Origin of the sequence: Stenotrophomonas geniculata (genome assembly GCF_034508895.1) — a bacterium.
Classification (GTDB): Bacteria; Pseudomonadota; Gammaproteobacteria; order Xanthomonadales; family Xanthomonadaceae; genus Stenotrophomonas; species Stenotrophomonas geniculata.
Window position 1 is genome coordinate 4,251,873 of the sequence record NZ_CP140571.1, and the last position, 14,256, is coordinate 4,266,128.

General features: G+C 66.3%; 12 protein-coding genes. All 12 read left to right on the forward strand.

All coding sequences use genetic code 11. From position 1 onward, the window contains the following. The 12 genes from flgJ to rpoN all read left to right on the forward strand — a co-directional run bounded on the left by flgJ (position 1) and on the right by rpoN (position 14,243). Positions 1–1,200 carry a flagellar assembly peptidoglycan hydrolase FlgJ gene (gene flgJ, locus RI032_RS19660; RefSeq protein WP_322547586.1) on the forward strand — a complete coding sequence of 400 codons (1,200 nt, stop codon included), beginning with the start codon at positions 1–3 and terminating at the stop codon, positions 1,198–1,200. 8 nt (positions 1,201–1,208) lie between these two features. Then, positions 1,209–3,089 (forward strand): flagellar hook-associated protein FlgK, encoded by a 1,881-nt coding sequence (gene flgK / locus RI032_RS19665; RefSeq protein WP_322547587.1) that lies wholly within the window; start codon positions 1,209–1,211, stop codon positions 3,087–3,089. Then, positions 3,086–4,288, forward strand: coding sequence for a flagellar hook-associated protein FlgL (gene flgL / locus RI032_RS19670; RefSeq protein ID WP_322547588.1), 1,203 nt, complete (start codon positions 3,086–3,088; stop codon positions 4,286–4,288). The genes flgK and flgL overlap by 4 nt, the downstream gene beginning before the upstream one ends. Positions 4,289–4,684: 396 nt before the next feature. Continuing rightward, complete coding sequence (locus tag RI032_RS19675; RefSeq protein ID WP_235650474.1) at positions 4,685–5,890, forward strand: flagellin; 1,206 nt, start codon at positions 4,685–4,687, stop codon at positions 5,888–5,890. A 72-nt stretch (positions 5,891–5,962) separates the two neighbouring features. Next, positions 5,963–7,195 (forward strand): flagellin, encoded by a 1,233-nt coding sequence (locus RI032_RS19680; protein ID WP_235650473.1) that lies wholly within the window; start codon positions 5,963–5,965, stop codon positions 7,193–7,195. An 86-nt stretch (positions 7,196–7,281) separates the two neighbouring features. Beyond that, positions 7,282–8,517 carry a flagellin gene (locus RI032_RS19685; RefSeq protein ID WP_054171705.1) on the forward strand — a complete coding sequence of 412 codons (1,236 nt, stop codon included), beginning with the start codon at positions 7,282–7,284 and terminating at the stop codon, positions 8,515–8,517. Positions 8,518–8,958: 441 nt separating this feature from the next. Beyond that, complete coding sequence (fliD, locus tag RI032_RS19690; RefSeq protein WP_054171704.1) at positions 8,959–10,377, forward strand: flagellar filament capping protein FliD; 1,419 nt, start codon at positions 8,959–8,961, stop codon at positions 10,375–10,377. A gap of 128 nt (positions 10,378–10,505) precedes the next feature. Continuing rightward, entirely contained in the window at positions 10,506–10,922 is a 417-nt protein-coding gene (gene fliS / locus RI032_RS19695) for a flagellar export chaperone FliS (protein WP_005409561.1), read from the forward strand. Continuing rightward, on the forward strand, positions 10,919–11,212 hold the full coding sequence (locus tag RI032_RS19700; RefSeq protein WP_049453785.1) for a hypothetical protein: 294 nt from the start codon (positions 10,919–10,921) through the stop codon (positions 11,210–11,212). The genes fliS and RI032_RS19700 overlap by 4 nt, the downstream gene beginning before the upstream one ends. Next, a complete protein-coding gene (locus tag RI032_RS19705; RefSeq protein WP_322547589.1) occupies positions 11,209–11,787 on the forward strand; it encodes a PilZ domain-containing protein in 579 nt (192 codons plus the stop codon). Before RI032_RS19700 ends, RI032_RS19705 begins: the two co-directional genes overlap by 4 nt. Before the next feature lie 91 nt (positions 11,788–11,878). Continuing rightward, the gene (locus tag RI032_RS19710; protein ID WP_322548283.1) at positions 11,879–12,511 is read left to right on the forward strand and encodes a response regulator transcription factor; all 633 of its coding nucleotides are present in this window, start codon (positions 11,879–11,881) and stop codon (positions 12,509–12,511) included. A gap of 322 nt (positions 12,512–12,833) precedes the next feature. Further along, on the forward strand, positions 12,834–14,243 hold the full coding sequence (rpoN, locus tag RI032_RS19715) for an RNA polymerase factor sigma-54 (protein WP_322547590.1): 1,410 nt from the start codon (positions 12,834–12,836) through the stop codon (positions 14,241–14,243). The last annotated feature ends 13 nt before the right edge of the window (positions 14,244–14,256 follow it).

Sequence of the window (14,256 nt, forward strand, 5' to 3'; positions counted from 1 at the left end):
ATGCGCATCAATCCCGCATTCGATCTGCACCCGGCGCAACAGAACGATCCGGCCAAGATCGACAAGGTCGCGCGCCAACTGGAAGGCCAGTTCGCGCAGATGCTGGTCAAGAGCATGCGTGACGCCAGCTTCGGCGACTCGCTGTTCCCCGGCGAAAACAAGATGTTCCGCGACATGTACGACCAGAAGATTGCCGAGGCGATGACCCGCGGCAAGGGCCTGGGCCTGTCCGGCATGATCAGCCGCCAGCTGGCCGGGCAGGCCGCCGAGGGTCCGGCGCTGGATACCCGCGTGGATCCGGCCAAGGCCAGCCGCGCCTACCAGCTCAATGCACCGGCCAAGCCGGCACCGTCGCTGCCATTGGAAGATGGCAGCCAAGCGGTGCGCCTGCTGCAGCAGATGGCCGCCGGCGCCCAGTCGGGCGCACACGCGGCGGTTGCGCCGATGGAACAGGCGCTGGACCTGATCGCCGGCCGTGAGAGCAGCAGCATGCACCGCTCGCTGGGCACCGAGGATCCGTACATCGGCAGCCTGCAGGGCGAGGACTGGGCCGCCAGCAGCGACCAGTGGGCGGCCACCGCCAGCAACCGCGGCACCACGATCAGCCCGGCCGATGCGATGGCTACCCGCACCGCCGTCGCCCAGCTGGGCGAACACACCCCGGAAGGCTTCGTCGCCAGCATCTGGCAGCACGCGCAGAGTGCGGCCAAGGAGTTGGGCGTGGACGCCCGCGCCCTGGTCGCCCAGGCGGCGCTGGAGACCGGCTGGGGCAAGCGCCACATCAAGCATGCCGACGGCAGCACCTCGCACAACCTGTTCGGCATCAAGGCCAACGGCTGGAACGGCCAGCGCGCCACGGCCGGCACCCACGAATATGTCGATGGCGTGCGCCGCAACGAGACCGCCAGCTTCCGCGCCTACAGTTCGCCGGCCGAGAGCTTCGCCGACTACGTGCGCCTGCTGAAGACCAGCCCGCGTTACCAGCAGGCCCTGCAGGCCGGCACCGACGTGCAGGGCTTCGCCCGCGGCCTGCAGCGCGCCGGCTATGCCACCGATCCGCGCTATGCGGCCAAGATCGCCGCGATCGCCGGCGGACCGACCATCGAGCGCGCCGTCAGCGCCGTCGCCGATGCCGGCTCGCGCCTTGGCCAGACCTTCGCCAGCACCGCAACCGCGGCGCTGGGTATCACTCGTCGTTGAGGAACCCCATGTCCAGCGTACTTTCCACCGGTACCGGTGCCCTGCTCGCCTTCCAGCGTGCGTTGGCGACCACCAGCCACAACGTGGCCAACCTCAATACACCCGGCTACAGCCGGCAGAAGGTCAACTTCGCCACCGCCGATCCGCAGAACTACGGCTATGGCACGGTCGGCAACGGCACCCGTATCACCGACATCCGCCGCACCGCCGACCAGCTGGCGATCTCGCGGCTGCTCGACAGCAGCGGTGAACTGGCGCGCCTGAAGCAGCTTTCCAGCATGGCAGACCGCGTCAACGCGCTGGTATCCGATCCCGCCACCAACGTCTCCGGCGTCTGGTCGAACTTCTTCGATTCGGTCAGCGGCCTGTCCTCCAATGCCTCCGGCACCGCCGATCGCCAGAACATGCTCGACGGCGGCAAGGCCCTGGCCAACCGCTTCGTGCAGCTCAACACCCACCTGAACAACCTCAACAGCGAGGTCAACAACGGCCTGCTGGCCGGTGCCACCGAGATCAACCGACTGGCGCAGGAGATCGCGCAGATCAACGGCGCCATCGGCACCAACATCGCCACGGCCGCACCCGACCTGCTCGACCGCCGTGACCAGCTGATCACCCAGCTGATCGGCTACACCGGTGGCACGGCGGTGATCCAGGACGGCGGCATCATGAATGTCTACACCGCCGGCGGCAACGCGCTGGTTGTGGGCACCACGGCGACCAAGGTCACCACCGTGGCCGACCCTTACCAGCCCGAACGCCTGCAGCTGGCCCTGGAAACCCAGGGCAACACCATCCGCCTCGATCCGAAGGCCGTCGGTGGCCAGGTCGGTGGCCTGATGGAGTTCCGCGACACCGTGCTGACCCCGGCCCAGGCCGAACTGGGCAAGCTGGCCGTGGGCCTGGCCGAGACCTTCAACCAGGCCCACCACCAGGGTGTTGACCTGTACGGCAAGATGGGCGGCGATTTCTTCAACATCGGCAACCCGCGCGTCACCGCCAACAACAGCAATACCGGCACTGCCAGCCTCAGCGCGACCTATGGCGACCTAGGCAAGCTGGACGCGCAGAACGTGGTGCTGCAGTTCGATGGCAACAACTGGAAGGCCAGCCGGGCCGACACCGGCGCCAGCGTGCCGCTGACCGGTTCGGGCACCGCTGCCGACCCGTTGATGATCAACGGCGTCAAGCTGGTGGTCGGCGGCACGCCATCGGCCAACGACCGCTTCCTGCTGCAGCCCACCGCAGGCGTGGCCGGCAGCATGGAGATGGCCATCACCGATCCGTCGCGTATTGCCGCCGCAGCTGCGGTCAAGGGTGCGGCCGCGACCGCCAACACCGGTACCGGCAAGCTGAGCGGCGTGACCGTGACCGATGCGAGCAACACCAACCTGCGCAACCCGGCGGCCATCGTGTTCACCTCGGCCACCACCTACACCATCGACGGTGGCCCGCCGCAGACCTACACCCCCGGCCAGACCATCAGTGCCAATGGTTGGAGCTTCGTGCTGGACGGCGCTCCGAAGGTCGGCGACACCTTCAACATCACCCCGACCCCGGCCGGGTCCTCTGACAACAGCAATGCCGCCAAGCTGGCCAAGGTCGAGAGCGCCAAGGCCTTCAACGCCGGCACGGTGACGCTGAACGGCGCGCTGGGCGGCCTCACCACCCAGGTGGGCGCCGCGGCCCGTTCGGCCGAGTACTCGCTGGACGCCCAGCTGGTGATCAACGACAAGGCGCAGGAAGCGCGCGATGAAGTGTCCGGCGTCAACCTGGACGAGGAAGCCGCCGACATGCTGCGCCTGCAACAGGCCTACCAGGCGGCCTCGCAGCTGATCTCCACCGCTGACAGCATGTTCCAGACCATCCTGGGAGCCGTCCGCCGATGAGCAGCCGCATCTCCACCAGCATGATGTACAACCAGTCGGTGTCGCTGATGATGGCCAAGCAGGCCAAGCTCAGCCACCTGGAGCAGCAGATCGCCACCGGCAGCAAGATCGTCACCGCCAAGGACGATCCGGTCGGCGCCGGCGCTGCGGTCGGACTGGACCGCAGCCTGGCCGCACTGGACCGCATGAAGCTCAACGCCGGCAACGTGCAGAACCGGCTGGGTGTGCAGGAAAACACCCTGGCACAGGTGAACGATCTGATGGGGCGGGTCAACGACCTGACCATCCAGGCCAGCAACCCCGCGTTGAGCGCGACCGACAAGAAAACACTGATCACCGAGCTGAACCAGATCCGCGACGGCCTGCTGTCGCTGGCCAACGCCGAGGACGGCACCGGTCGCTATGTGTTCGGCGGCACCAACGATGGTGATCCTCCGTTCGCCAAGATCAACGGCAAGGTGGTCTACCGCGGTGACCAGACCCAGCGCCAGATCGAGGTCGGCCCCGATACCTACGTCCGCGATGCCCTGCCCGGTAGCGAGATCTTCATGCGCATCCCCACCGGCGATGGCTTCGTCGATGGCGGTGCCGCCGCCGGCAACACCGGCAACGGCGTGCTGACCAACATCACCCGCGATGGCAGCGACAGCTGGAACGGCCAGAGCTTCAGCGTCCGCTTCACCGCCGCCAACCAGTACGAAGTGCTGGATGGTGCCGGCAATGTGACCGGCACCGGCACCTACAAGGCCGGTGATGATCTGGAAGTGAACGGCGTACGCCTGCAGATCACCGGTGCGCCTGCCGCAGGCGACAGCTTCAACGTGAAGCCGGCGAGCAGCCGTGACATCTTCGACACGATGGACAAGCTGATCACCGCGCTGGATGCCGACACCGGTACCACCGCGAAGATGAGCGCGCAGCAGAACGAACTGCAGAGCGCGTTGCGTGACATCGCGCGCGCATCGGAGCGGATGATCGATTCACGTGCGGCGGGTGGCGCGCAGCTGAAGGCATTGGACAATGCCGCCGACATGCGTGAAGCCAACAGCGTGACGCTGAAGACCACGCTGTCGCAGATGCGCGACCTGGACTACGCCGACGCACTGAGCCAGTACCAGCTGCAGAGCACCGCACTGCAGGCGGCGCAGACGATCTTCTCGCAGATGCAGTCGATGTCGTTGTTCAACAAGATCCGCTGACGCATCTCCTGCGTCACCCCTGAAAGGCCGCGATGCCCTGCATCGCGGCCTTTCTCGTTTCTGTGGCCCGTTGCCGCCGGGCGCGCCGACCTACCTCCCGCGGATTTTCCGTGATTGCCCATCAAGCCCGGCTGGCCCCCGCCGATACCTTCATCAGCGCTGGCTGGGCTTGCCCAGCCGCCCCTTCCCGGGTCGCCTTCACGCCCCTCCAGGGCTGGAAAACCCCGGAAAAACAGCCTCCGGCAACGAATTACGGCTTCAGCGGAATTCACGGCTAAAGGTTGTTGACAAAGCGCCGTTATTCATTTGGCAACAACGAAGCACACAGCCACACAAAAAAACAGGCGGCGCTTCGTTTCATTCACCAACGGGTTCCATATAAGAGGAGACGACCCCATGGCACAGGTAATCAACACCAATACGATGTCGCTCAATGCTCAGCGCAACCTGAGCACCAGCGGCAACTCGCTGGCCACCACCATCCAGCGCCTCTCGTCCGGCCTGCGCATCAACAGCGCGAAGGACGACGCCGCCGGCCTGGCGATCTCGGAGCGCTTCAGCACCCAGATCCGCGGCCTGGACGTGGCCATCCGCAACGCCAACGACGGCATCTCGCTGGCCCAGGTCGCCGAAGGCTCGCTGAGCGAAGTCGGCAACAACCTGCAGCGCATCCGCGAACTGGCCGTGCAGGCCTCCAACGCCACCAACTCCAGCAGCGACCGCAAGGCCCTGCAGGCCGAAGTGACCCAGCTGGTCAGCGAAATCGATCGCGTCGCCAAGCAGAGCGACTTCAACGGTACCAAGCTGCTGGACGGCTCGTTCACCAGCCAGCTGTTCCAGGTCGGCGCCAATGCGGGCCAGGCCATTGCGATCAACAGCGTGGTGGATGCTAAGGCTGAATCGCTGGGTGCCACCACCTTCGTCGATGCCGGCAAGATCACCCTGGACAACGCCGCAGTGGATGCCGCCGCCGGCAAGATCGTCGGCGTCAAGGTCGGCGCGATCAACGTCGGTGACGTGTCTTTCGACTACACCGCCCCGGGCGCTGCAACCGGCCCGGCGCTGGCCGCGATCCAGAAGTCCAACCAGGACAACGCCACCAAGGCATTGGCTGCAGCCCTGAACGGCAAGATCGGCGAGACCGGCCTGCATGCCGCGGTGTCCGCCACCGCTGGTGAGATCACCCTGACCTCGGTCAAGGACGAAAACACTCTGGCCAGCGTGACCGTCCAGGCAGGCGCCACCCCGGCCAACCTCAACACCCCGGCCGCCGGCACCACTGCCGCGCATGTCGCAGACATCAAGATCGACTCGGTTGCCGGCGCCCAGCAGGCGCTGGAAATCGTCGACAAGGCTCTGGAATCGGTCAACAGCGTGCGCGCCGACCTCGGCGCGATCCAGAACCGCTTCACCTCGGTGGTGGCCAACCTGCAGACCTCCTCGGAGAACCTGTCGGCCTCGCGCAGCCGCATCCGCGATACCGACTTCGCCAAGGAAACCGCCGAACTGACCCGCACCCAGATCCTGCAGCAGGCCGGTACGGCCATGCTGGCCCAGGCCAACCAGGTACCGCAGAACGTGCTCAGCCTGTTGCAGCGCTGACATGAGCCGCCCCCGGGGCACGTCGGGGGCGTCTAACCCAACTCACGTGCAACCGCTCAAGGACCTCTCCTCATGGCACAAGTCATCAACACCAACACGATGTCGTTGAATGCTCAGCGTAACCTGAGCACCAGCGGCAGCTCGCTGGCCACCACCATCCAGCGCCTGTCCTCCGGTTCGCGCATCAACAGCGCCAAGGACGACGCCGCTGGCCTGGCGATCTCCGAGCGCTTCGGCACCCAGATCCGCGGTACCGACGTGGCCATCCGCAATGCCAACGACGGCATTTCGCTGGCCCAGGTCGCCGAAGGTTCGCTGTCGGAAATCGGCAACAACCTGCAGCGCGTCCGCGAGCTGTCGGTGCAGGCCGCCAACGCCACCAACTCGGCCAGCGACCGCAAGGCCCTGCAGGCCGAAGTGACCCAGCTGGTCTCGGAAATCGACCGCGTAGCCAAGCAGTCCGAGTTCAACGGCACCAAGCTGCTGGACGGCTCGTTCTCCAGCCAGCTGTTCCAGGTCGGCGCCAACGCTGGCCAGGCCATCGCCATCGACAAGGTGGTCGACGCCAAGGCTGACGCGCTGGGCAATGCCACCTTCGATGCCAACAAGGTGACCATCGCCGCTGGCACCGTGGCCGCAGCCGACGCTGGCAAGGAAATCACCTACTCCGGCCTGTCCATCGGCGGCGGCAGCCTGGCAGCACCGGTCAAGATCGCTGACGTCAAGGTCACCTCGACCGGCGACGCCACCAAGGACCGCGCTGCCCTGGTTTCGGCCGCGGTCACCGCGATCAACGCCAAGATCGGCGAAACCGGCGTGTACGCCGAGATCGACGGCACCACCGCCGGCCAGATCAACCTGACCTCGGTCAAGGAAAGCGTCGACAAGGACGGCAAGTTCAGCGGCATGACCGCTACTGCGGGCACCAGCGCGGGCATCACCGGCTTCGACAGCGCTGTCGTCGCCGCCAATACCGCCGCCACGCCGGGCAAGCTGCTGAAGGACGTCGACATCAGCACCGTGAAGGGCGCCCAGCAGGCGCTGGAAGTGGTCGACAAGGCGCTGGGTTCGATCAACAACACCCGCGCTGACCTGGGTGCGATCCAGAACCGCTTCACCTCGGTCGTCGCCAACCTGCAGACCTCGACGGAAAACCTGTCGGCCTCGCGTAGCCGCATCAAGGATACCGATTTCGCCAAGGAAACCGCCGAGCTGACCCGCACCCAGATCCTGCAGCAGGCCGGTACGGCCATGCTGGCCCAGGCCAACCAGGTGCCGCAGGGCGTGCTCAGCCTGCTGCGCTGATCTGCACCTTGATCGACCACCGGGCGGCGGCTGAGCTGCCGCCCGGCTCCTGAAATACGTACCACCTTCGCCAAAGGAAAAGCACCATGGCACAAGTCATCAACACCAACACGATGTCGCTCAACGCTCAGCGCAACCTGAGCACCAGCGGCAGCTCGCTGGCTACCACCATCCAGCGCCTGTCCTCCGGTTCGCGCATCAACAGCGCCAAGGACGACGCCGCCGGCCTGGCGATCTCCGAGCGCTTCGGCACCCAGATCCGCGGTACCGACGTCGCCATCCGCAATGCCAACGACGGCATTTCGCTGGCCCAGGTTGCCGAAGGTTCGCTGTCGGAAATCGGCAACAACCTGCAGCGCATCCGTGAGCTGTCGGTGCAGTCGTCCAACGCCACCAACTCGGCCAGCGACCGCAAGGCGCTGCAGGCCGAAGTGACCCAGCTGAAGTCGGAAATCGATCGCGTCGCCAAGCAGTCCGAGTTCAACGGCACCAAGCTGCTGGACGGTTCGTTCTCCAGCCAGCTGTTCCAGGTCGGCGCCAATGCCGGCCAGGCCATCGCGATCGACAAGGTCGTCGATGCCAAGACCAGCTCGCTGGGCGACGCCACCTTTGCCAATGTCTACAAGGGCACCAAGCTGGGCGTCACTCCGGCGCAGCCGGGTCCGCCGCCGGTTCCGGCAGTCGACACCGACAAGGCCACCGCTGACATGAGCATCGACAAGATCACCGTGAAGGTGACCGACGCCGATGGCAAGGCAACCGACGTCACCGTGGGTGCCTTCACGATCAAGGCCGGTGAGTCGATCACCAAGAGCACGGCCGCCGCCATCAACGCCAAGATCGGCGAAACCGGCGTCCAGGCTTCGGTCGATGACGCGACCATCAACCTGACCTCGGTCAAGGCCGGCCAGACCTTCAGCCTGTCCTACGCGACCGCTGCCAACGAAGCGGCCGTGGGCCTGACCCAGACCAGCACCAACGGCGGCACGCTGACCGGCGCCACCTCCAGCAAGCTGGACAACGTGGACGTGTCCACCGTTGCAGGCGCTCAGCAGGCACTGGAGATCGTCGACAAGGCACTCAGCTCGATCAACAACACCCGTGCAGACCTCGGCGCGATCCAGAACCGCTTCACTTCGGTCGTCGCCAACCTGCAGACCTCGACGGAAAACCTCTCGGCCTCGCGTAGCCGCATCAAGGATACCGATTTCGCCAAGGAAACCGCCGAGCTGACCCGCACCCAGATCCTGCAGCAGGCCGGTACGGCCATGCTGGCCCAGGCCAACCAGGTGCCGCAGGGCGTGCTCAGCCTGCTGCGCTGATCCACGGCAAGAAGGTTCCGCTGCCGCCGGTTGAATTCGGCGGCAGCGGCAACCCGGAAGCCACGGTGCACGAAGGCGCGGGCCATGCCCGGCCCGGGAACACTCCCGAACCGGCTCGGCATCGCCCGCTCCTGCGGACCTCTCTTTCAGCGCTGTACCTTTGACTGTACGTACCGGGCGGCTTCGTCTCCCCCCGATTGTCAGTAGCCTGATCCCTCCCCTGCATTGGGGGAGGGTCTTTTGCAGACCTCCGGCAGTCCGCGGTGAACGTCCCCGCACCCTGCCCCAACCCTCCTGCAACCTGCGTGCCAAACCCGCTCCCGAGGCTCTGGCACGGCGCATGCATCAACGAAGTCCTCAAGACCCAGCGGCGCAGGCCGCTATTTTCGTTGACGACGGGCCACCGCACGGCGGCTGGGCCCGAATACCAGGAGAAACGACGTGGCAGACTTTGGATACGGTGGCATTGGCTCGGGACTGAATATCTCGGACATCGTCAACCAGCTGGTCGCGGCCGACCGCAAGCCCGCCGACAATGCGCTGAACCTGCAGCAGTCCAAGACCAAGTTGCAGCTGTCGTCGATCGGCACGGTCACGGCCGCGTTCGACAAGCTGAAAACCGCGCTGACTGCGCTGAAGGCCACCACGGCCTTCGACACCCGGACGGTGACTGCCACCGGCAAGGCACAGCCCGCCAACACCGAAGATGTGCTGACGGCATCGGTGGCACTGTACGACCTCGGCACGTCCAAAGGGGCGGCTGCCAACGGTACGCACATTGTCGACGTTACTTCGCTGGCCACCGCCCACAAGCTCATCGCTGACACCTCGTTCCCCAAGACCGATACGTTCGGTGCCGGAACCTTGACGCTGACCGTTGGCGTCGGTGACAAGGCCAAGACCCTCAATGTGGAGGTGGAAGCGGGCGACACGCTGACCACCATCCGCAACAAGCTCGACGCAGTCGGTCGCAAGGAAGGCGTGCAGGCCACGCTGATCAGTTCAGGTGACAACCAGTACCTTTCCATCGCGCAGGAGAAGACCGGCGCGGCCAGCGCGATCAAGCTGGAATATGGCGGCAGCGACCCGAAGCTGGGCGCACTTGTCGGAAGCCTGAAACAGAATTCACCAGCCGCCGATGCCGAGTTGACCATCGACGGCGTGAAGGTGGTCAGCGCCAGCAACACCGTGGCCGACGCAGTTCCGGGCCTGACCCTTAATCTGAAGACGACCGGCAAGAGCACGGTGGTGATCAGCACCGACACGGCCGCAGCCACCAAGGTGATGCAGGACTTCGTGACTGCATACAACGCCGCACTCGCGGCGATCAACAACGAGACCAAGTACGACCCCAAGACCAAGGAAGCGTCGACGCTGACCGGAGACGCGCAGATGCGTGGCGCTACCAGCCAGTTGCGCTCGGTCATGTCCGGCGTGCTCAAGGCGCTGGCGGGCGACAGTCTGGATGCCAAGGCGATTGGGCTGCAGACCCGAGGCTATCCAAACGCGGATGGCACCCTGGTCCTGGATGGCACCAAGTTCGCAGCGGCTCTGGCCAGCCAGCCGGAACACATCCGGCAGGCCATCACCGGTGACAAGGGCGGCGCAGGGGAGCTGTACTCGCTGGTCGACGGCTATGTCAGCACCACGGTCGGCAAGGAAGGCGCATTCGTCGCCCGCACCAAGGGCCTGAACAACACGCTTGATGGCATCGACAAGCGGCGCAAGGCGCTGGACGTTCGCATGAAGGGTGTCGAGGAACGCTACAAGAAGCAGTTCCTGGCATTGGACAGCCTGATGGGCAAACTGCAGCAGAGCAACACCGCATTGCAGCAACAGCTGGCACAGCTGAACCGCTAAAGGACTGCGTGCGACGCTCAAGTTTGGCGTGTAACGCACCGATAACGGACGCAACAGCAATCATCGCCGCGCCGTCGGCAGCGGTCCCCACGATCGCCCGGCGGCACCCCGCGCAAGGAGAATCACGAATGTACGGTTCCAGCCGTCAATATGCCGAGCAGTACCGCCAGGTGGGAGTGACCAGTGCGGTCGCCGACGCCGATCCGCACAAGCTGGTGGCGATGCTGCTGGCCGGCGCGCTGGAGCGCGTGCGGCGTGCCCTGGCCAGCCTCGAGCGTGGCGACCAGGCCGGCAAGGGCAAGGCGATCGGCGAGGTCTGCGCGATCGTCGGCCACCTCAACGGCTCGCTGGATCATGAAGCCGGCGGCGAGATCGCCGGAAATCTGTCGGCATTGTATGACTATGTGCTGCAGCGCCTGACCGAGGCCAATCTGCACAACGACCGCGCCGCGCTGGACGAGTCGCTGCAGCTGCTGGGCGAGATCGACAGCGCCTGGAATGCGATCCCGCAGGAACAGCGCCGCCCGGCCGCGGTGGCGCCATGAGCCTGCACGAACTGCACGCCCAGCTGGACGCCTTCGAGAAGGCCCTGGGCGAAGAATCCCTTGACCAGGCCGACAGCCTGCTCGACGGCCACGACAGCACGCTGCATGCGCTGCTCAGCCAGCCGCTGACCACCGCCGACCACGCGCCGCTGACCGCGCTGTTCGAACGCCAGCAGAACCTGCTCGGCCTGCTGCGCCAGCGCCGTGATGCCGTCGCCGCGCTGATGAACGACGGCCAGCGCTCCCTTCGCGCGGCGCATGCCTACCTGCAGGCAGAGTCACTGGCATGACCCAGCTGCCGACCACCTCGCTGCACCATCCTGCCGAAAGCGAGCTGTTCGACGAGACGCTCAGCTGCGAGCTGGCCCTGCCGGCCGAGTTCCAGGCAGGCAGCGCGGCCGGTCGCACCAGCAGCGCCGAAGGCCTGCTGCGCAGCCTGGCGCTGGTTGAAGACAGCCGCGTTGACGAACATGACGACCGCAATGAAGCCAGCCTGCAGCTGCAGCGGCTGGAAGCCAAGCTGGATCTGGCGATGGTGCTGCTGGGCCGGCTGGTACGCCAGCAGGGCCAGGACCTGACCCTGCGCCCCGTACGCTGGTCACGCCGCGGCATCCGCCTGCAACTGGGTCCGCGCAGCGGTGCCAGTGCCGGCCAGGCCGGCGTGGTACGCCTGCAGCCCAGCGACTGGCTGCCCGACCATATCGACCTGCCCGTGGAAGTGATCGCCGAAGCGGCGGACGGTGGCGGCGGTCACTACCTGTGGCTGCGTTTCCAGCGTCTTGGCGATGGACTGGAGATGGCGATGGAGCGGCATCTGTTCCGCCTGCATCGCCGCCAGGTGGCCGAAGCACGCCGCGCCCGCTGAAACCTGCCACCATGGCGGCGGATGGACAAGCCTTGGCGCGCCCGTTCAGCTAAGTTAAGGTGGACTCCCCTCACGGACCTCCAACGTGCCTGTGCGAGTTCTCATCGTCGACGATCACACCCTGGTCCGCGCCGGCCTGGCGCGGCTGCTGCAGGGGTTTGCCGACGTGCAGCTCGTCGCTGAGGCCAGCAATGCCGAGCAGGCACTGCAGCTGGCCCTGCAGCACGCCCCGGACGTGGTCCTGATGGACCTGTCACTCCCCGGCCGCACCGGCCTGGAAGCCCTCAGTGACATTCGCCTGCGCGCTCCCGGCACGCGGGTGGTGATGATGACCATGCACGACGACGCCGCGCACGTGCGCGATGCACTCGATCGCGGCGCGGTCGGGTTCCTGGTCAAGGATGCGGCGCCGCAGGAGCTGGAACTGGCGCTGCGTGCGGCGCACGCCGGACAGGTGTTCCTGAGCCCGCAGATCTCCGCCAAGATGCTGGCACCGATGCTCGGCCGCGAGAAACCCACCGGCATCGCCGCGCTGTCGCCACGACAACGCGAGATCCTGCGCCGCATCGGCAAGGGTGAGAGCAACAAGGAGATCGCCGCCGACCTCGGCATCAGCGTCAAAACGGTCGAGACCCACCGCGCACGCATGATGGAGTCGCTCGGCTGCCGCCGCGCCAACGATCTGCTGCTGCTCGCCGCGCGCCACCAGCACGAGCTGGGATGATCCTCTGAGAAGAGGGTCGGATCCCTTTCCGCGGGAAGAGGATCTGACCCGTGCAAGGCCCACACTGACGACGAATTCCCGTCACCCTGACACGCTCCGACAGGAACCCGTACACGGCGCAGCCCGGTCAACCCGGCAACCACACAGAAAATCAGCAACTTAGGCGCGATCATCGTCAACATTCCGCGCCGATGTAGGGAATACCCCTACATCCTGTCAGGACATTCACGAAGCCCCTCAGGAACCCCCTGATTCCGCCCCCGCCGGATCAAAAGCAAGATGCGTTCCACAAGGCGCCGGGGAGCGGTGCCGGGGAACCACGATGAAGGCTGCACTCTCGACCCAGCTGGGCCAACAACTTCACCTTACCCCGCAGTTGCTGCAGTCGATCCGGCTGCTGCAGCTCGATGGGCTGCACCTGGAACAGGAAATCCAGCGCCTGCTGGACTCCAATCCGTTGCTGGAGATCGAAGAGGCCGAAGCGCCCGCAGCCGATGCCACCGAGGCCAGCGCCACGACGATGGACACCGCCGCCTTCGACGAGCTGCCGGAGTCTTCGATGTGGGACGTGGCCGGCGCCAGCTGGCAGGACGGCGACGACGACCGCATGGCGCGCATCGCCGCCGGCGAATCGACCGACCCGCAGCTGCGTGTGCTTCAGCGCCTGTCGCTGGACATGGACGACCGCGAACTGGCGGTGGCCGCGTTCTGGCTCGATCACTGCGACGAGGCCGGCTACCTGCAGGCACCGCTGGGCCAGCTGCAGTTGCTGGCCAGCGCCCAGTTCGATATCGCCGCCAACGGCGTCGAAGCCATCCGCCAGCAGCTGCTGCACGGCGAGCCCGCCGGCATGGCTGCGCAGGACCTGCGCGAAGGCCTGCAGGCGCAGCTGCGCAGCCTGCATGGCGCAGTTCCCGCCCGCCATCTGGCCACCCGCATTCTCCACGGCGCACTCGAAGCACTGGCCGCACACGACTACCCCGCCCTCGCCCGCCTGCACGACGCCGAGATCGACGACGTGCGCGAAGCCGTGCGCCTGATCCTGTCGCTGCAGCCGCGCCCGGGTGACAGCCTGCTGCCCGAACGCAATGCCGTGGTGGTACCGGACGTGGTCGCCTGGCACGCCGACGGCCAGTGGAAAGTTGCCCTCAACCCGGCCACCAGCCGCCGGGTCTCGATCAACAGCCAGTACGAACAGGCCTTGGCCGAGACCAGCGAGGCCGCACCGGCACTGCGCGAAATGCTGCAGGAAGCGCGCTGGTTCAGCCGCGGCCTGTCGATGCGCTACGACACCCTGCTGCGCACCGCGCGGGTGATCGTCGAGCGCCAGGCCGCGTTCCTGGTGCGTGGCGAAGAGGCCATGGCGCCGCTGACCCTGAAGGAAGTGGCCGAGGAAATCGGCATGCACGAGTCCACCGTCTCGCGCATCACCACCGGCAAGTTCCTGCAGACCCCGCGCGGCACCTTCGAACTGAAGCACTTCTTCGCCGTGCGCCTGGAAGGCGCCAGCGTCTCCGGCCAGGCCGTGAAGGCCATGGTCCGCCGCCTGATCGACGCCGAACCGGCCGGCCGGCCGCTGGCCGACGAGGCCATCGCCGGCCTGCTGTCGCGCCAGGGGGTGAACATTGCCCGCCGAACCGTCGCAAAATACCGAGAACAACTGGACATCGCCCCGGCCCGTGAACGGCGCCGGCTTGGCGCCAGGCAACCGCAGCTGGCCCGGGTGGGCTGAAAAGGATGTTGGA

Coding starts and splice junctions, on each gene's coding strand:
- RI032_RS19675 (WP_235650474.1), top strand. CDS start 4,685: ATGGCACAGGTAATCAACACCAATACGATGTCGCTCAATGCTCAGCGC.
- RI032_RS19685 (WP_054171705.1), top strand. CDS start 7,282: ATGGCACAAGTCATCAACACCAACACGATGTCGCTCAACGCTCAGCGC.
- fliS (WP_005409561.1), top strand. CDS start 10,506: ATGTACGGTTCCAGCCGTCAATATGCCGAGCAGTACCGCCAGGTGGGA.
- rpoN (WP_322547590.1), top strand. CDS start 12,834: ATGAAGGCTGCACTCTCGACCCAGCTGGGCCAACAACTTCACCTTACC.
- flgK (WP_322547587.1), top strand. CDS start 1,209: ATGTCCAGCGTACTTTCCACCGGTACCGGTGCCCTGCTCGCCTTCCAG.
- RI032_RS19705 (WP_322547589.1), top strand. CDS start 11,209: ATGACCCAGCTGCCGACCACCTCGCTGCACCATCCTGCCGAAAGCGAG.
- RI032_RS19680 (WP_235650473.1), top strand. CDS start 5,963: ATGGCACAAGTCATCAACACCAACACGATGTCGTTGAATGCTCAGCGT.
- flgJ (WP_322547586.1), top strand. CDS start 1: ATGCGCATCAATCCCGCATTCGATCTGCACCCGGCGCAACAGAACGAT.
- flgL (WP_322547588.1), top strand. CDS start 3,086: ATGAGCAGCCGCATCTCCACCAGCATGATGTACAACCAGTCGGTGTCG.
- RI032_RS19700 (WP_049453785.1), top strand. CDS start 10,919: ATGAGCCTGCACGAACTGCACGCCCAGCTGGACGCCTTCGAGAAGGCC.